This window comes from Solimonas marina (assembly GCF_012241385.1).
GTDB lineage: Bacteria > Pseudomonadota > Gammaproteobacteria > Nevskiales > Nevskiaceae > Solimonas > Solimonas marina.
The window spans coordinates 538,549-556,486 of sequence record NZ_JAAVXB010000001.1; the positions used below are offsets into that span (position 1 = coordinate 538,549).

The 17,938-nt window shown below is 65.2% G+C and carries 17 protein-coding genes; 3 read left to right on the top strand and 14 right to left on the bottom strand.

What is annotated here, in order from left to right:
• Positions 1-49: 49 nt before the first annotated feature.
• The 5 genes from G7Y82_RS02305 to aceE form a co-directional block, all read right to left on the bottom strand.
• The gene (locus G7Y82_RS02305; protein WP_168146369.1) at positions 50-985 is read right to left on the bottom strand and encodes an EamA family transporter; all 936 of its coding nucleotides are present in this window, start codon (positions 983-985) and stop codon (positions 50-52) included.
• A 112-nt stretch (positions 986-1,097) separates the two neighbouring features.
• Positions 1,098-1,691 carry a TIGR04211 family SH3 domain-containing protein gene (locus G7Y82_RS02310; RefSeq protein ID WP_168146370.1) on the bottom strand — a complete coding sequence of 198 codons (594 nt, stop codon included), beginning with the start codon at positions 1,689-1,691 and terminating at the stop codon, positions 1,098-1,100.
• Positions 1,692-1,747: 56 nt separating this feature from the next.
• Positions 1,748-2,191: an acyl-CoA thioesterase gene (locus G7Y82_RS02315; RefSeq protein WP_168146371.1), complete on the bottom strand. Its 444-nt coding sequence runs from the start codon at positions 2,189-2,191 to the stop codon at positions 1,748-1,750.
• Between the two features lie 149 nt (positions 2,192-2,340).
• Complete coding sequence (gene aceF / locus G7Y82_RS02320) at positions 2,341-4,338, bottom strand: dihydrolipoyllysine-residue acetyltransferase (RefSeq protein ID WP_168146372.1); 1,998 nt, start codon at positions 4,336-4,338, stop codon at positions 2,341-2,343.
• Positions 4,339-4,351: 13 nt separating this feature from the next.
• On the bottom strand, positions 4,352-7,024 hold the full coding sequence (gene aceE / locus G7Y82_RS02325) for a pyruvate dehydrogenase (acetyl-transferring), homodimeric type (RefSeq protein WP_168146373.1): 2,673 nt from the start codon (positions 7,022-7,024) through the stop codon (positions 4,352-4,354).
• A gap of 117 nt (positions 7,025-7,141) precedes the next feature.
• Here aceE and G7Y82_RS02330 point away from each other — a divergent pair, with 117 nt between their 5' ends.
• The 3 genes from G7Y82_RS02330 to G7Y82_RS02340 all read left to right on the top strand — a co-directional run bounded on the left by G7Y82_RS02330 (position 7,142) and on the right by G7Y82_RS02340 (position 10,867).
• Positions 7,142-8,059 (top strand): LysR family transcriptional regulator, encoded by a 918-nt coding sequence (locus tag G7Y82_RS02330; protein ID WP_168146374.1) that lies wholly within the window; start codon positions 7,142-7,144, stop codon positions 8,057-8,059.
• 30 nt (positions 8,060-8,089) lie between these two features.
• Positions 8,090-10,246, top strand: coding sequence for an acetyl-CoA hydrolase/transferase C-terminal domain-containing protein (locus tag G7Y82_RS02335; protein ID WP_168146375.1), 2,157 nt, complete (start codon positions 8,090-8,092; stop codon positions 10,244-10,246).
• Between the two features lie 66 nt (positions 10,247-10,312).
• The gene (locus tag G7Y82_RS02340) at positions 10,313-10,867 is read left to right on the top strand and encodes a hypothetical protein (RefSeq protein ID WP_168146376.1); all 555 of its coding nucleotides are present in this window, start codon (positions 10,313-10,315) and stop codon (positions 10,865-10,867) included.
• A 22-nt stretch (positions 10,868-10,889) separates the two neighbouring features.
• Here G7Y82_RS02340 and G7Y82_RS02345 read toward each other — a convergent pair whose 3' ends face one another.
• The 9 genes from G7Y82_RS02345 to rpmH all read right to left on the bottom strand — a co-directional run bounded on the left by G7Y82_RS02345 (position 10,890) and on the right by rpmH (position 17,915).
• A complete protein-coding gene (locus tag G7Y82_RS02345) occupies positions 10,890-11,420 on the bottom strand; it encodes an NUDIX domain-containing protein (protein WP_168146377.1) in 531 nt (176 codons plus the stop codon).
• A 67-nt stretch (positions 11,421-11,487) separates the two neighbouring features.
• Positions 11,488-12,975, bottom strand: coding sequence for a capsule assembly Wzi family protein (locus G7Y82_RS02350; protein ID WP_168146378.1), 1,488 nt, complete (start codon positions 12,973-12,975; stop codon positions 11,488-11,490).
• A 104-nt stretch (positions 12,976-13,079) separates the two neighbouring features.
• Positions 13,080-13,529: a YiiD C-terminal domain-containing protein gene (locus G7Y82_RS02355; RefSeq protein ID WP_168146379.1), complete on the bottom strand. Its 450-nt coding sequence runs from the start codon at positions 13,527-13,529 to the stop codon at positions 13,080-13,082.
• 65 nt (positions 13,530-13,594) lie between these two features.
• Positions 13,595-13,963 (bottom strand): Rap1a family protein, encoded by a 369-nt coding sequence (locus tag G7Y82_RS02360; protein ID WP_168146380.1) that lies wholly within the window; start codon positions 13,961-13,963, stop codon positions 13,595-13,597.
• A gap of 107 nt (positions 13,964-14,070) precedes the next feature.
• Complete coding sequence (gene mnmE / locus G7Y82_RS02365; RefSeq protein WP_168146381.1) at positions 14,071-15,411, bottom strand: tRNA uridine-5-carboxymethylaminomethyl(34) synthesis GTPase MnmE; 1,341 nt, start codon at positions 15,409-15,411, stop codon at positions 14,071-14,073.
• Positions 15,412-15,457: 46 nt separating this feature from the next.
• Positions 15,458-17,134, bottom strand: coding sequence for a membrane protein insertase YidC (gene yidC / locus G7Y82_RS02370; protein ID WP_168146382.1), 1,677 nt, complete (start codon positions 17,132-17,134; stop codon positions 15,458-15,460).
• A 4-nt stretch (positions 17,135-17,138) separates the two neighbouring features.
• Positions 17,139-17,438 carry a membrane protein insertion efficiency factor YidD gene (yidD, locus tag G7Y82_RS02375; RefSeq protein ID WP_168146383.1) on the bottom strand — a complete coding sequence of 100 codons (300 nt, stop codon included), beginning with the start codon at positions 17,436-17,438 and terminating at the stop codon, positions 17,139-17,141.
• Positions 17,360-17,764, bottom strand: coding sequence for a ribonuclease P protein component (gene rnpA / locus G7Y82_RS02380; protein ID WP_168146384.1), 405 nt, complete (start codon positions 17,762-17,764; stop codon positions 17,360-17,362). Before rnpA ends, yidD begins: the two co-directional genes overlap by 79 nt.
• Before the next feature lie 13 nt (positions 17,765-17,777).
• Positions 17,778-17,915, bottom strand: a complete 138-nt coding sequence (gene rpmH, locus G7Y82_RS02385) for a 50S ribosomal protein L34 (RefSeq protein ID WP_168146385.1) — start codon at positions 17,913-17,915, stop codon at positions 17,778-17,780.
• Between the last annotated feature and the right edge of the window lie 23 nt (positions 17,916-17,938).

Sequence of the window (17,938 nt, forward strand, 5' to 3'; positions counted from 1 at the left end):
GCGCTGCAGTGGCGGGCCTTTCTCGTTCAGCCGGTCCAGCCGGCGGCGTTCATTCGGCGACGCTCTTGTTCTCGGCCACGGCCAGGGTCTGCGCCTGCGGCGGGCCGGGTCGACGCACCAGCCACGGATGCAGCAAGACGCTGGCGAGAATGACCGCGACGCCGACATAGAACAGCGCGCTGAGTTCGCGCTGCTCGCCGAGCAGCAGCACCGCCAGCACGATCGCGTAGACCGGCTCGAGATTGACCGCGAGCTGTGAAGCGAAGGCGCTGAGCTGGCGCATCGCGATCAGCGACAAGGTGAACGGCAGCAGCGTGCAACCGAAGGCCAGCACCAGCAACAACAGCAGATTGTGCGTGCCCGGCCACGCGAACAGCCCCGGCGCATCGGGCGCGTGCGGGCGCAGCAGCGCGAACAGGGTCAGGAACAAGGCGCCGCTGCCGAGCTCGATCGCCGTCACCAGCAGCGGGTCACCGCGATCAATGTAGCGCTTGTTCAGCGCGCCGAACAGCGCGACCAGCGCCGCCGAGCTGACGCCGACCGCGAGGCCCAGGCGCATGTCATGCGGAATGCCGCCGACCACCAGCGCCACGCCCGGCACGACGATCACGCCGAGCAGCAGCTCGCGCCAGTCCAGCGCGCGACCAGCGATCCACGGTTCGAACAGCGACACGAACACCGGCGCCAGCGCGATGCAGGTCACCGCCACCGATGCGTTGGCGAGCTTGATCGCGCCGTAGAACGTCAGCCAGTGCAGCGCGACCAGTACGCCGATGCCGGCGTAGACCGCCAGCATGCGCCGCGGCAGCGCGCGCGCCGCGCGCCAGACGCGCGGCACACACAGCAGCATCAGCGTCACCAGCAGCATGCGCCACCAGACCAGCGCATCGGCCGGCAGCGTGATCAGCTTGCCGAGGATCGCGGTAAAGCCCCACAGCACGACGCAGCCATGGATTTGTAGCTGGGCTTTGAGGGTCGGCGACATGGCACGGCAAGACGGGCGAGGGCGCGCAGCTTGCCGCAGCGCCGCGCACGAGAAAAGGGGGCGAATCGCGGTGCCGGCCCGTCCGTCGCGACGGACCGGATCGGCCGGCGTCTTAGAAGTCGCCGTAGCGACGGCGGCGGCGGCCCTGCAGCAACGCCGGCAGAATCAGGCCGATCAGCAGACCCACGCCGAGCACGGCGGCGCCGGTGATCAGCGTCGCGCGTCGCGCGCGTTCCTGATCGTAGCGGGCCTGCGCGGCATCGAGCGACTGCTCCTTGGCCTTGATCTGCGACTTCAGCTGCTCGTTTTCCTGCGACAGCTCCAGCGCCGGACGTGCCTTCTGCAACTCGGCCTTGGCGGTGTCGAGTTGATCCTGCAGGGTCTTGATCTTGCTGTTGGCGTCATCGAGCTCGGACTTCAGCTGCTGCGCGCGATCATGCGCCGCCGGCTGCGACGACAGGTAACGGGTCGGCACCCAACCTTCGGTGCCGTCGCTGGTCTTGATCTGCGCGTAGCTCTGCTCGCCCAGCGACTGCAGCACGCTAACCTTGTCGCCGCTGTGCAGGATGCCGAGCAGCTGGCCGTCATTGCTGGGCTTGTCACGCAGCGAGACCGACATGTCGTCGGTGATGTATTGCGCACCGCTTTGTGCGTAAACGACCGAAGTGAAGAACGCGAGGCAGAACAACAGAGGCAGACGATTCATGGCGCGGAGTCTAACAACCCCAGCCGCGAGCGAATACCTTGCAAATTAACCGAAGATCAGCGCCGTTGCGCGCGTCTTGCACGCCCCGCCTCGAATCGGCGGATTTCGTCGGCGGTCTGCGGCTGCAACGGCGGCACCGTTTGCGGCTGATGCTGCTCGTTGACGGCAACCATCGTGAAAAAGCAGCTATTGGCGTGCCGCACGACATCCTTGCGAATGTTTTCGGCGACGACCTTGATGCCGATTTCCATCGACGTGCGGCCGGTGTAATTGACGCTGGCGAGGAAGGTCACCAGCTCGCCGACGTAGATCGGCTGCAGAAAGGTCACGCGATCGACCGACAGCGTCACGACGTAGCTACCGGCATAACGGCTGGCGCAGGCGTAAGCGACCTGATCGAGCAACTTGAGGATATGCCCACCGTGCACATTGCCGGAGAAATTGACCATGTCCGGCGTCATCAGCACGGTCATCGTCAATTGATGCTTGGGCAGATCCATGTGCGTTTCCTGGCGGGCTGACGGACGGCGAAAAGCTTTGGAACCACAGATTGCACAGATTTACACAGATAAGACGAAACAGGCGATGTGCCGCTCAACGCCTGACAAATCTGTGCAATCTGTGAAATCTGTGGTTTCGCCTTGTGCCGTTACAGCGTCAGACGGCGCAGGTCCGACAGCAGCTTGCCGAGCAGGACGATGAAGCGCGCCGCGTAGGCGCCGTCGATGACGCGGTGGTCGTACGACAGCGACAGCGGGCACATCAGGCGCGGCACGAACTGCTTGCCGTCCCAGACCGGCTTCATCTGGCTCTTCGACACGCCGAGGATGCCGACTTCCGGCGCATTGACGATCGGCGTGAAGTGACTGCCGCCGATACCGCCGAGCGACGAGATCGAGAAGCAACCGCCCTTCATCTCATCCGGCTTGAGCTTACCGTCGCGCGCCTTCTTGGCGAGCTCGGCGGTTTCCCTGGCCAGCTCGACGATGCCCTTCTGGTCCGCGTTGCGCACCACCGGCACGACCAGGCCGTTCGGCGTGTCGGCGGCGAAGCCAACGTGCACGTACTTCTTGAGGATGATGTTCTCGCCATCCGGCGCCAGCGAGCTGTTGAACTCCGGATAGGCCTTCAGCGCGACCGCGACCGCCTTGATGATGAACGGCAGCAGCGTCAGCTTGACGCCGGCATCCTCGGTCGCCGCCTTGCGGAAGGCTTCGAGCTCGGTGATGTCGGCATCGTCGGTCTGCGTGACGTGCGGGATGTTCAACCACGCGCGATGCAGATGCGCCGCCGACAGCTTGCGGATACGCGCCAGCGCCTTGGTCTCGATCTCGCCGAACTGCGAGAAGTCGACCGCCGGAATCGGCGGGATGCCCATGCCGCCGCTGGGCGCCGCCGCCGCAGCGGCCGGTGCCGGCTGCGCCAGGCGCTGTTTGACGAAGGCCTGCACGTCCTCGATCAGCACCCGGCCGCGCGCACCGCTGCCCTTGATCTGGAACAGATCGACGCCGAGTTCGCGTGCGAACTTGCGCGTCGCCGGACCGGCATACGGCACCTGCTTGCCGTCGGCCGCCGGCTGCGGCGGTTTCGGCGGCGCGCCGTCGGTGACGGCGGCGGTGATGTTCGGTGCCGGCGGCTGCGGTGCCACCGCAGCGCTCGACGGCGCGGCGCTGGCCGCGGGTGCTGCCGCCGGAGCCGACGCACCGCCGGCACCGACCAGCGTGCAGACCGCGGTGCCCTGCGAAACCTTGTCGCCGACCTTGAGCTTCAGGCCCTTGACGGTACCCGAGGCCGGCGCCGGCACTTCCAGCGTCGATTTGTCGGACTCCAGCACCAGCAGCGTCGCGTCCTTCTCGACCATGTCGCCTTCGCCGACCAGCAGCTCGATGACCGGCACATCGGTGTAGTTGCCGATGTCCGGAATCGTCACCTCGACGTCAGCACCGCCAGCGGCGGCCGGCGCGGGCGCCGGTGCGGGTGTGCTCGCGCTGGCCGCGGCCGCAACGGCAGCCGCCTTCGGCGCTTCGGACGGTACCGGGCTCGCGGCGGGCGCCGCAGTGCCGGCAGCACCGCTCAGTACGCAGACCGGCGTGCCCTGCGAGACCTTGTCACCGACCTTGAGCTTCAGGCCCTTGACCGTACCGGCGGCCGGGGCCGGTACTTCCAGCGTCGACTTGTCGGACTCGAGAACCAGCAGGGTCGCGTCCTTTTCGACCGTGTCGCCGTCGCTGACCAGCAGCTCGATGACCGGCACGTCGGTGTAATCGCCGATGTCCGGAATCGTCACCTCGACGTCGCCGCCAGCGGCGGCAACCGGCGCAGGCGCCGCCGGCGTCGGTTCCGGCTTTGCGGCCGGGGCGGCGGCTTCGGCGGCCGACGCGGCAGCGGCCGGCGCCGCAGCTTCCGCGGCGGTGCTTTCGAGTTCGCAGATCGGCGTGCCTTGCGACACCTTGTCGCCGACCTTGATCGTCAGATTGCGGACCGTGCCGCCGGCCGGCGCCGGCACTTCCAGCGTCGATTTGTCCGATTCGAGAACGAGGAGAACCGCCTCGGCTTCGACCTGGTCGCCATTGCTGACGAGCACTTCGATGACGGGCACGTCGGTGTAGTTGCCGATGTCCGGCACCGTGACTTTGATGTTCGACATGTGCGTCTCCCGATCAGACCGTCCACGGCGCGGCGCGATCCGGCTGGATGCCGTAGATCTTGATCGCCTGTGCGACGCGGTCCTGCGGTACCAGCTTCTTCGCCGCCAGCGCCTTCAGCGCGGTGACGACGATCCAGCGCCGGTCGATTTCAAAGAAGTCGCGCAACGCCGGCCGGTTGTCGGAACGCCCGAAACCGTCGGTGCCGAGCACATGATAGTCACCCGGCACGTACGAGCGAATCTGCTCCGGATACGCGCGGATCCAGTCGGTCGACGCGATGATCGGACCCTTGGCACTGCCCAGGCATTCCTCGACATAGCTCTTGCGCGGCTTGTCGTCCGGGTGCAGCAGATTCCAGCGCTCGACTTCGCGACCGTCGCGCGCCAGCTCGGTGAAGCTCGGCGCGCTCCACAGATCGCAGGTGACGTCCCACTCTTCCTTCAGCAACTGCGCGGCAGCCTCGACCTCGCGCAGGATGATGCCGGAACCGATCAGCTGCACATGCGCCTTGCCCGGCTTCTTCTCGCCACGCAGCTTGTACAGGCCCTTGATGATGCCGTCCTCGACGCCTTCCGGCATCGGCGGATGCGTGTGGTTCTCGTTGTAGACCGACAGGTAGTAGTAGTGGTCCTTGTTCTCGACGTACATCTCCTTGAGGCCGTGCTGGATGATCACGGCGAGCTCATAGGCATAAGCCGGATCGTACGAGCGGCAGTTCGGGATCGTCGCACTCATGATGTGCGAGTGGCCGTCCTCATGCTGCAGGCCCTCGCCGTTGATTGTCGTGCGGCCGGCGGTGGCGCCGAGCAGGAAGCCGCGCGCACGTACGTCGCCGGCGGCCCAGCACAGATCGCCGATACGCTGGAAGCCGAACATCGAATAGAAGATGTAGAACGGCAGCAGCGCTTGACCGTGGTTGGCATAGCTGGTCGCGGCAGCGATCCACGACGACATCGAACCGGCCTCGGTGATGCCTTCCTCGAGAATCTGGCCCTTGATGTCTTCGCGGTAGAACGCCAGCTGGTCGGCGTCTTCCGGCTTGTACTTCTGGCCGACGTTCGAATAGATGCCCAGCGAGCGGAACATCGACTCCATGCCGAAGGTACGCGCCTCGTCGGGAATGATCGGCACCACCAGCTTGCCGACGTTCTTGTCGCGGCACAGCGTCTGCAGCATCTGCACGAAGGCCATCGTCGTGCTGATTTCTCGGTCGCCGGTGCCGGCGGTGATGCGCTCGAACGCCTTGAGTTCCGGAATCTGCAGCGCTTCGGTGACCGGCTTGCGCACCGGCAGGTAGCCGCCAAGCTTGGCGCGGCGTTCCTTCAGGTACTGGATTTCCGGCGAGTCTTCGGCCGGCTTGTAGAACGGCGCTTCGGCGATCTTGTCGTCGGAGATCGGAATGCGGAAACGGTCGCGGAACGCGCGCAGCGAATCCTCACCCATCTTCTTCTGCTGATGCGTGATGTTCTGACCTTCGCCGGCCTCGCCCATGCCATAACCCTTGACGGTCTTGGCCAGAATCACGGTCGGCGAGCCGTCGTGCTTGGTTGCCGCAGCGTAGGCCGCGTAGATCTTGTACGGGTCGTGACCGCCGCGGTTGAGACGCGCGATGTCCTCATCGGACATGGTCTCGACCATGCGCAGCAACTCCGGCGATTTGCCGAAGAAGTTCTCGCGCGTGTAGCGGCCGCCCTTGGCCTTGTAGCTCTGGTATTCGCCGTCAACGGTCTCGTTGAACACGCGCAGCAGTTCGCCGCTGCTATCCTGCGCGATCAGCGGATCCCACTGCGAACCCCAGACCAGCTTGATGACGTTCCAGCCGGCGCCGCGGAACGTGCCTTCGAGCTCCTGGATGATCTTGCCGTTGCCGCGCACCGGGCCGTCGAGGCGCTGCAGGTTGCAGTTGATGACGAAGATCAGGTTGTCGAGCTTTTCGCGCGCGGCGATGTCGATCGCACCGAGGCTTTCCGGCTCGTCCATCTCGCCGTCGCCACAGAAGCACCAGACCTTGCGGCCCTTGACCTTGGCGACGCCACGGTTCTCCAGATACTTCATCAGACGTGCCTGGTAGATCGCGTTGATCGGACCCAGGCCCATGCTGACGGTCGGGAACTGCCAGAAGTCCGGCATCAGCCACGGATGCGGATAGCTCGACAGGCCCGGCGACAGCGCCTCCATGCGGAAGCGCTTGAGCTGGTCTTCGGTAATGCGGCCTTCGAGGAAGGCACGCGCGTAAATACCCGGCGTGACGTGACCCTGGATGTAGATCAGGTCGGCGCCGTCCGGGTGATCCGGACCTTTCCAGAAATGGTTGAAGCCGACGTCGTAGAGCGTCGCGCTCGACGCGAAGCTGGCGATGTGACCGCCGATGCCGGAATGCTCGCGGTTGGCATTGATGACCATCGCCATCGCGTTCCAGCGGATGATCGAGCGAATGCGCCACTCCATCTCCTGGTCGCCGTCCGGGCGTTCCTCGAGGTGCGGCGGAATCGTGTTGATATACGCGGTATTCGCCGAGAACGGGATGAACGCTCCGTTGCGGCGGGCGCGCTCGACGAGCCGTTCGAGCAGGTAATGCGCGCGTTCCGGACCTTCGCGCTCGAGCACCGCATCCAGCGCTTCGAGCCATTCGGCGCTTTCTTGCGGATCGACGTCCGTCTTGTTCGGGTTGTTGCTGGATTCCATGAACCACACTCCTCGCGACTTCATTTGTACGGCGAAACGTCCCCGACTGTAGACCGCGGCCATTCCATACGTCCAATATATGAATCAGTGAGTTGCCATTTATTTTAAGTATCGATCATGGAACTTCGACATTTACGCTATTTCGTCGCCGTCGCCGATGAAGGCCATCTGACGCGCGCCGCCTCGCGACTCGGCATCGGCCAGCCGCCGCTGTCGCTGCAGATCCAGCAGCTCGAACGCGAGCTCGGCACGGCGCTGTTCCGGCGCCTGCCGCGCGGCGTCGCGCTGACCGAAGCCGGGCGCGCGTTCGTCGACGATGCACGACGCATCTTGCGCGACGTCGACCAGGCCACCGGGCGCGTACAGCGCGTCGCGCGCGGCGAGCTCGGCCGCATCCGCGTCGGCATGATCAACTCGGCACCCTTCCACCCGCTGATTCCGCAGGTGATTCGTGAATTCCGCCGCCGCTATCCGAACGTCGCGTTCTCTCTGGAGGAACGCACGACACCGGGCCTGGTTACGGCGGTGCGCAACGAGAACGTCGATCTGGCATTCGTGCGGCCCATCCACGGCAGCAGCGAAGGCCTGATCGTCGAGCCGGTGCTCGACGAGGACATGGTCATCGCCCTGCCGGCCGGCCATGCGCTCGCCAAGCGCCGACAGATCCCGATGCTGGCCCTGTCGATCGAACCGTTCGTGCTGTTTTCGCGCGCGGTCGGCGCCGGCCTGCACGACGAGATCGTCGCCGCCTGTCGCGCCGCCGGCTTTTCGCCGCGCGTCGTACAGGAAGCCTCGCAGGTCACGTCGATCGTCAATCTGGTCGCGTCCGGCCTCGGCGTGTCCATCGTGCCGGCGTCGATGCAGCACATGCACACCGAGGGCGTGACATTCCGGCCGATCGCGCGACCGATCCCGAAAGCGCGGCTGAGCATGATCTGGCGCCAGGCTGATGCCAATGCCCCGCAGCTCATCCGTCTGCGCGAGCTGGTGCGCGAGATCGTGCCGTCACCTCGCGCTCAGCGGCGGCGCGCATAATCGGCGGCATCACATTTCAGGGAGATCGTCATGCAGCGATCTGCATCCGTGGTCACCGATGTCGAGCAGGCCGTAGACCGCATCATCGACCGCGTCGGCAAGCGCATCGTGCTCGGAATTCCGCTGGGCCTCGGCAAGCCGGTCGAACTCGTCAACGCATTGTTCCGGCGCGCCCAGCAAGACGCCAGCATGCAGCTGCGTATCCTCACTGCGCTGTCGCTGGCCAAACCAGAACCGAAATCGGCGGTCGAGCGTGCGTTCATGGCACCGTTTATCGAGCGCGTGTTCGGCGGCGTGCCGGAACTCGATTACGTCAAGGCGCAGCGCGACGGTACGCTGCCAGCCAATGTCGAGGTCATCGAGTTCTTTTTCCTGACTGGCGCGATGCTCGACAACGTCGAGGCCCAGCGCCACTACATCAGCAGCAACTACACGCACGCCGCGCGCGATGTCTTCAATCAAGGCTGCAATGTCGTCGCGCAGATGCTGGCCAAGCGCGACGATACGGCAGGGCCGCGTTATTCGATGTCGTGCAATCCGGACACCGGCCCCGAAGTGCTGCGCCTGCTCGAAGCCAGCGGGCGGCCGCACGCCGTCGTCGGCCAGGTCAATACGTCGCTGCCGTGGTTTGGACATGACGCGGAAATTGGCGCCGCGAGTTTCGACGTCATCGTCGATGCGCCGGCATACACGACGCCGTTGTTCTCGACGCCGAAGATGCCGGTCAGCAATGCCGACTACGCGATCGGCCTGCACGCCAGCACGCTGGTCTGCGACAACGGCACCCTGCAGCTCGGCATCGGCAATCTTGGCGACACCATCGTCCACGCGCTCAAGCTGCGCCATCAGGACAACGCCGTTTATCGCAGCGTCATCCGCGATCTCGGTATCGAAGAGACCAGCGGCACGCTGATTCACGACACCGGCGGCCTCGACCCCTTCCGCGACGGCGTCTACGGCGCCACCGAGATGTTTGTCGACGGTTTCTGGCATCTGCTCGACGCCGGCATTCTCAAGCGCCGCGTCTACGATTTCTGGGCGCTACAGCAATTGATCGACGAGCGGCGCTGCGACCCGCAGCAGCTGACACCGGCGGTCCTCGACGAATTCGACGAACTGGGCGTGCGCGTGATCCGCACGCAAGACTTCGAGGTCTTGCAGCACCACGGTTTCTTCAACGACGCGACGCAGTACGACCACGGCTATTTGATCGCCCCGGACGGCACGCGCGTGGTCGCCAACATCGCCGACCCGCATTCGCGCGCCGTCATCGCCGCGCAATGCATGGGCACGCAGCTGCGCCGCGGCATTCTGCTGCACGGCGGCTTTCTGCTCGGCCCGCGCGATTTCTACGAACGCCTGCATCGGCTCAGCGAGCGTGATCGCGACGCGATCTGCATGACCGGCGTCGACAAGATCAATCAGCTCGACCGCAATCCGCGCCTGTATCGCCTGCAGCGCACGCGCGCGCGCTTCATCAACACCGGCATGATGGTGACGCTATCCGGCAACTTCGTTTCCGATGGGCTCGAAGACGGGCGTGTGGTGTCTGGTGTCGGCGGTCAGTACAACTTCGTTGCCCAGGCTCATCAACTGCCAGATGGTCGCTCGATCCTGCTGGTGCGCGCCGCGCGCGAGTCGGGCGGGCACGCGGTCAGCAACGTCTTGTTCAACTACGGGCACACGACGATTCCTCGGCACCTGCGCGACATCGTCGTCACCGAATACGGCATCGCCGACCTGCGCTCGAAGACCGACAACGAGGTCGCCAAAGCCCTGATCTGTATCGCCGACTCGCGCTTCCAGGCGAGCCTGCTGGCGCAGGCGCAACGCAGCGGCAAGATCGAAGCCGGCTGGCAGATTCCGGCGGCTTACGCGCGCAACACGCCGGCCATGCTGGAACGCCGTTTGCAGCCGTACCGCAGCCAGGGCGTGCTGCCGCTGTTTCCGGTCGGTTGCGATTTCGATGCGCTCGAACAGCTGCTGCTGCCGGCGCTCGGTCGCGTGCAAAAGGCCGCGGCGACGACGCCGAAGTGGAAACTGCTGTGGGAGCTGCTGCGCTTCGACGACAAGCGCATTCCGGAAAGTGCGCAACCGGCCTTGCAGCGCCTCGATCTTGCCCCACCGAAAGGCATCGAGAACAAGGTCGCACGCATGCTGGTGGTCAAAGCGCTGCAGGGCGGCTGATCACACGCCGACGAGCGGTGCCGGCGACACGGCGCACTCGGCACGAGTGCTGCTAGTCTTTCATTCATGCTGGCCGACGACGTCTTCGAGGCGCGTACTCTCGGCTTCTCCTTGCGAAAGCCGAGCGCGTGGCGCTTCGTGCCCACGCAATGGTCGCCTTTGGCGCGCTGGAAGAATGCCGCCGGCGAGGCACAGGCCTGGCTGCAACGCACCACCGCACCGTTCTGTTGCGCGATGGGCGAGCATCGCAGCCGACATCACATCGCCCCAACCTTGCAGGTTGTGGCGCGGCCTCTGGCAAGCCCGAACTCCGCGCTGATTTCGACGCTGTTCGAAGCGCAGCTCGAACAGCTGCACCGGACCTATCGCAACTTCGAATTATTGACGGCCACCTCGCACGGCGACGTCTCCGGCTGGCGAGCAACCATGGTCCGCGGCCGCTTCTCGGTTACCGTGCCGGTTGACGGCGTGCCGATCGAAATGTCGGTGCTGACACGCGGCCATGTCGTCTTCGCACCGCAGATTGCGTACAGCATCGGCCTTTCGAGCAGCGCCGATCCCGCGTATTACGACGAGGATGAACTCGCGCGCATCATCGCGTCGGTGACGATCCGCGCCTGAAGTCCGTTTTTGGCGCCTGGTTTCAGCGCTTGTTGCGGAACGGCAGCTGCAGCTCGGTCGGCTGATAGCCCTGGCTCTGCAACCAGTCGCGCAATGCCAGGCCCGTGGCGGCCGGCCAGTACGTGGCCTCGTCGAACGACACATGCTTCCACTCGGCCAGTTCTTCATTGAGCGTGACCTCGCCTTCGGCCGGCACATGAAACGCGATGATCAGCTGGTTCATGCGCTCGAAGGTGTAGTGGCCGATGAAGTGCGCGCCGAGCGGCTTCAGATTCAGTTCCTCGACGACTTCCCGCTGGGCGGCCTCGGCCGGAATCTCGTGGCGTTCGAGAAAGCCGGTAATCAACGCATAGGTGCCGGCCGGCCATGCGACATTGCGCGCCAGCAATAGCTTGCCTTCGTGTTCGACGACCGCAGCGACGACCGGCGTCGGATTGCCCCAGAAAATGAAGCCGCAACCATCGCTCGGACAGACTCGACGCTCATACCCGCCGAGAGATTCGGTCTGCAGGGCCGCGGCACAGCGTGGGCAGAACTGGTAGTCGGCATTCATCTCGATCGGCGGTCGTCCATGGAAGCTGGCGCATGATCGCACGGGATGCCACGCATCGTGCAGGCGTTCAGAACTGCCAGGACAACCCGGCTTCACCGTCCACGTGGCCACCGAGATGATTGGGTAGCGCCTGATTGCGTACACGCATGGCGAGATAGCCGCGCAACGGTCCCCACGGCAGGCTCACCCGCGTATCGATCTCGCTGAAACGCAGCGGCACGGCCGACACCACATTGTGCAAGGCGCGCGGATCGCCGGCCGCCTGAATCTGCGCGAGCTGCGGCGTACTGACCATCGCGCGGTGCACGGCCAGGGTGAGGCGCCAGCCGTCGTGGTGCTGAAACATGAGCTGCATGGTCACCAGCTTCGAATCGCTGTCGAGCGAAAAGCCCAGCGTGCGATCGTGATAGCGAAAGCCGTCGGGATAGCCCGCATTGCCGTACGCAATGCCGTGAAAGCTCTCGCTGAAATCGAAGGCGTTGATCGTCGCCACCGAATCGGCGAACTCGAAGACGACCCGCCAGAGGTCCCCGTTCGCACCGCGCGTGCCGACCAGTGACAAACCGCTGAGATAGCTCGTATAGGCGTGCGTGAACGGACCGGTGTCCTCGTTCATCATCTGGAAATACGGCGAGAACGACAGCGCGCCGATGCGGCCGCGATACTGCAACTCGATCGTCGCTTCCTCGTTGGTGCTGTTTTGACGTCGATCGTCGTTGTAGAGATGAAACGCCGCGTTGACCGGATTGCATTGATGTCCGTGACCGCAGAACTCGACGCTACGCTGCACGGCGATCTCGAGCCCGTGCAGCGGATTGATCGACAGGCGCAGATTGCCGAACGCGGTGTTGTCGTCGAGGCGTTCCTTGTCGTCGAGCAAACCAACAAAGAAGTCGGCCTGCCACGGGCCCAGCCAATGCAGCCAGCGTGTTTCAAAGGCATGCGGGTCGTCACGCTTGATACCCACCTTCGGAAACGGTCGCGCGTTGTTCGACAGAATCAGACTGCTGATCCAGCCCGGACCATTCCATTCATCGATCCAGCCACCGTAGACCAGCGCATTGCCGAAGTGGGTTGTCAGATAGCTGCCGTCGAGCACGACATCTGAGTGGTGCAGATCGCCGTCAGCCCGCAATCCGACGCGCAACTGTCCATCCACCGGACCGGCAATGGCCAACGCCTGTCCCCAGACATCGACGTCTGCACGCGCGGTGGTCTGGAAGCTGCGCACGACCGCCGGATGGCTAGTGCCGCGCACATTCAATTGCGGATCGAGATCGCTGCGCTGTAGCGCCGCGCGCACCCGTGCCGCCGCCTGCTGGATGAACAAGGGCTCGTTCGCCAGGCGCTGTGTGTCGTCGAGTGCGCTGAACTGCCCGGCCGGCAGTGGCCAGCTGGTGACCAACGCATTGATCAGACCGTGCGACGCCAGGAGTTCGACGTCGCTGCGCAGGCCGTTGTCGCCAGCCTCGAGCCACGGCGTGGCGCGTGCCGCGTTCGATAACAGCAGCAGCGCCGCGGTCAGCCACCACCGCGCGAAATGACGACGCGTCACGCATGACGATGCGGTCATGCCGGCCCCAAACGAAATTCCCTGATGGCTCGCACTGTCCCATATCGGGGGCAGCCCTGACCATCAGGACGGGACCAAATGCAGGATCAACGTCGCGCGACGTAGCGCGCTGTGCCGCTCAGGACGTGCTTGTCACCGCTGCGCAGGACGACCGGAACGTCGCACCGCATCCGTCCACGACTGTCGAAACGGGACAACAAGGCCGGCCAGTCATCCGGCAGGCTCGCCTCCGCTTCGAACGCTGCCGCCGCGGGTGCGAGGTAATCGCAATCGTAGTGCTGGATCACCAGCGCCGCATCGCGCCCGGCCTGCGCCAGCGCGCGGTACAGCAGCGTCCAACCGGCGACGATGCCCAGCGTTGCCAGACTGCCGCCAAACACCGTCCCGTGCGGATTGCGATTCGGCGCCAGTGGTGCGTGCACGACCAGACGCCGCTCGTCAACGGATTGCACTTCCAGGGCCATCGCCGCACAGAGCGGAATCTGTTCGTGCAGGAAGCGAGTCAGTGACTCCGGCGTCAGGGGGTGGGCAGACATGGCGGCTCAGCGCGGAAGCGAGGCCGCGACGCTAGCGCCGTCGACCGCACCGCGGCAAGCACGTGTCAGTGCAGGCAGTTCGGTGCCGGCGGATAAACGCGGCGCAGCGTCGCGCGCAATGCGGCCTTGGCGTCGCCACTACGCGTCGCGGTGGAGCCGGACGCGAGGACGGGAATGATGCGGTCGCGCAGCTGGCGCAGGTTCGCGCCCGGCGGCAGGCAGTAGGCCGGCGCTGCCAGCGCCGTCGTTATTGCCGAACCCCCGAGCAGCGAGTTTTGCGCCTGGGCGTCGCGCTCGAGGACGGCATCGAGTTCGCCCATGCAGACCGCACGATCGTAAGTGCTGTGACCACGGCAGTGGCTGAGATAATCGTCAGCCGTCAGCGCCAGGGCCGGCGTCGGCAGAACCGCGAGCAGACAGAGCAGCGCTTTCATGAGACCCCCCGGTCATGATGGCTGTGATGATGATGGCAGCCGACAAACGCCGGCGAATCCGGTTTCCCCCGACGTCCGTGTCGGCACAGCGCGCGTCGTTGCGGTCGCTACTTCCCGATGCAGAAGCTCGCGAAAATGCGTCCGAGCAGATCTTCGCTGCTGAACGCACCCGTGATTTCGCCCAGCGCGTCGAGCGCGCGACGCAGGTCCTCGGCTGCGAGTTCCGGCAGCACACGCTCGTCGAGGCGCTCGGCTGCGGCATCGAGCAGCGCCTGCGCACGGCGTAGGGCGTCGAGGTGGCGGCCGCGCGCTGAGAACAAGCCGGCCTCCCCGACGCGTAGACCGGCGCGCCGATGGATCTCGGCGATCAAGGCATCGATCCCGGCGCCGGTCGCGGCGGAAATCGCCACGGCGTCGTTGCCTGGCAAGCTCGCCGTCGATGATGCCAGATCGGCCTTGTTGTGCACGATCAGGCGCGGCAGCGCAGCTGGCAGCGCGTCGATCAACATGCGGTCCTCGGCACTGATACCACTGCGGGCGTCGACGATGAACAGGGCCAGCTCCGCCTGTTCGAGCGCCAGGCGCGCGCGGCGCATGCCCTCGCGCTCGATGGCGTCGCCGCCATCGCGCAGTCCGGCAGTGTCGACCAGCGTCACCGGCAAGCCGCGCAGATCGAGGTTCTCGCGCAGCACATCGCGCGTGGTGCCGGCGATGTCGGTGACGATGGCGACGTCGGCGCCGGCCAGCCGGTTGAGCAGCGTCGATTTGCCGACGTTGGGCTGGCCGGTCAACGCCACCGTGTAACCGTCGCGCAGGCGCCGGCCCTGTTCGGCCTGGACGAGCAGCTCGGCAAGTGCGGTTCGAGCTTCCGCAACGCGTTCGGCAAGACCGCGGTCGGCCAGCCAGTCGACGTCTTCGTCGGAAAAGTCGAGCGCGCCCTCGACGAACATACGCAGTTCGATCAGACGCTCGGCAGCGGCGTGGACGCGCTTGGAAAATTCGCCATCCAGCGAGCGTTGCGCAGCGCGCGCGGCCTCGGCGGTCGACGCATCGATCAGATCGGCGATCGCTTCTGCCTGAGCCAGGTCGATGCGGCCGTTGAGGAAGGCACGCTCGGAGAATTCACCAGCACGCGCCGGCCGCGCACCGTGCGCACAGGCTTCGGCGACCAACAGCTGCAATGCCTGCGGGCTGCCGTGGCCCTGGAACTCGACGACCGTTTCGCCGGTGAACGACTGCGGGGCGACGAACTGCAGCACCAGGCCGGAATCGAGCGTCGCACCGTTTCGGTCGCGGAAGCGGCGATAGGCTGCGGTGCGCGGCGCCGGCAAGGTGCCGGCGATGCGGGCGGCGATCGCCGCCGCATCAGGTCCGGACAGCCGGACGATGCCGACGCCGCCGCGACCCGCTGCGGTGGCGACGGCGACGATGGTGTCGGTCGCCGTCATTCGCGCACCGTTGAGCGCCCGCGCCGCCGGAGCTGGGCGGGACGCGTCAGCGCTTGGCGGTCGCGGTGGTCGGCGCCGGCGCGAACTTGCGCGTGATGTACCACTGCTGGGCGATGCTGATCATGCCGTTGACGACCCAGTACAGCACCAGACCGGACTGGAAGAAGGTGAAGAACGCCGTCAGGAAGATCGGCATCATCTGCATCATCTTCTGCTGCGTCGGATCCATGGTCTGGTTGCCCGACAGCTTCTGCTGCAGCCACATCGTGGCGCCGTACAACACCGGCAACACGTAGAACGGATCCGGTGCCGACAGGTCCTGCAGCCACAGCATGAACGGCGCCTGGCGCAGTTCGACCGATTCAAGCAACACCCAGTACAGCGAGATGAAGATCGGGAACTGCACGAGCATCGGCCAGCAACCCGCCAGCGGGTTGAAGCCCTCCTTCTTGTAGAGGTCCATCATCGCCTTCTGCAGGCGCTCGCGATCGTCGGCGTAACGTTCGCGCAGGTCCTGGATCTTCGGACCGAAGACCTTCATCTTCGCCATCGAGCGGTACTGCGCTTCCGAAAGCTTGTACAGCGCCAGCTTGACGCTGATCGTCAACAGGATGATCGCGAAGCCCCAGTTGCCGGTCAGCTTGTGGAAGAACTTGAGGACGATGAACAGCGGCTTGGCGATCGGCGTCAGGATGCCGTAGTCCAGCGTCAGGTCGAAGCGCGGCGCGACGTCCTCGATGCGGTCCTGCAGCTTGGGGCCGATGTACAGCTTGGTGTCGAAGGCGTGCGTCTCGCCCGGTGCCAGCTTGATGCCGGCACCCACCATCTGCGCCTTGTAACCACCACCCTCGCGCGGCTTGGCGCTATAGGTCAGCGCTTCCTTCTGATCGGGGATGATCGCGGCAACGAAGTAATGCTGCAGGATGGTGATCCAGCCGCCGGTCTGATGCGTCTCGAACGCATCTTTGTCGAGCTTGTCGAGCGCGGTCTTCTTGAACTTGTAGCTGTCGCTGCCCGGCTCCGACTGCTGATAGAAGCCGACGCCAGTGAACGTGTGCGAAAAACGCGGTTCGCCGTCCGGCTTGTAGTCGGTGCGCACCAGGCGCACGTAAGGGCTGACGGTGCGCTCGGCATCGCCGTTCTTCAGTGTCTGCGACAGTTCGATCTCGTAGCTGTCGCGGTGAAAGTGATAGACCTTCTGCGCCTGCAGGCCGTCGGCACCTTCGTAGGTCAGCGTCACGTCGAGCTGGTCCTGGCCCTGGGCGAGCTGGTACGAGGTCTGTGCGGCGCTGTAGATCGTCTGATCGCTGGTCAGCGGCTGCTGCAGGTCGACCAGTCCACTCTGCAGGACAAACAAACGGCCGTTGCGATCGTCGAGCAGCGACATCGGCTCAGCCTTGTCCTTGGTCGCCGGGTAGTGCTTGAGTTCGAGACGCTTGATCTCGCCGCCCTGCGTCGAGATCTCGGCAACGTAGACGTCGGTGTCGACGGTGATGGTCTGAGCCGTCGCGGTGGCAGCCGGCGCACTGGCATCGGCCGGATTCGGCTTGCCGGTGTCGGCAACCGATGCGGCGGCCGCGGCGGCATTGCCCTGCGGCGCTTGCGCGGTTTCGGCGACCGGAGTTTCCGGCGGTCGGTTGCCGTAATCCTTCTGCCAGGCCTGATAGAGGAAGAACAGCACGACGCCGGTCAGGGCGATCAGGATAAAGCGACGGTTTTCCATCGTTTCAGGTCTGCTGGTGGGGCGTACGGCAGGCACAACGATCGTGCTCGGCCGTCCGAGGTTCGGGGACCGGATCGTAACCGCCCGGGTTGAGAGGATGACAGCGCGTGATGCGGCGAACCGCCAGCCACAGACCACGCAGCGGCCCGTGCGTGCGCAGGGCGTCGATCGCGTAATGCGAACAGCTGGGATAGAAGCGGCAGCGAGGCCCGAGAAGCGGGCTGATCAGGATCTGGTAGCCGCGGATGAGGATGACGGCGCAGCCGACGAGGCAGGTACCGACAAAGCTGCGATGCGGGTCCACAGTCGCTCCAGGCTCTGGCGCCGTTGTGCCGCCGTCAGTTGGGCTATCCCTGGCTTGGCCAGGACCACCAGATCGACGGCCGGAAGACTCCGGTGTTTCAGGCGGAAGATTTCGCGTATCTGTCGCTTGAGCCGATTGCGATCGACCGACAGCGGCAGAGCCTTCTTCGAAATCGCCAGGCCTAGACGCGCGTGGGCGAGCGTATTGGCGGCACCGACTGCCGTCAAACCCCGCTCGTGTATCCGCACCCCACGCCCGAAGACGGCCTTGAACTCCGCCGGCTTGAGCAAGCGGGCGCGCCGTGGAAAGCGCGCCGCTTCGTCCATCGTGGTGCCGGCTTTACGGGCAGAGACGCTTGCGGCCCTTGGCACGGCGACGCGCGATAACGGCGCGGCCACCCTTGGTCGCCATACGGGCACGGAAGCCATGCGTGCGCTTACGACGCAGGACCTTCGGCTGATACGTGCGCTTGGACATGAGTCACCTGAACAGATTGATCG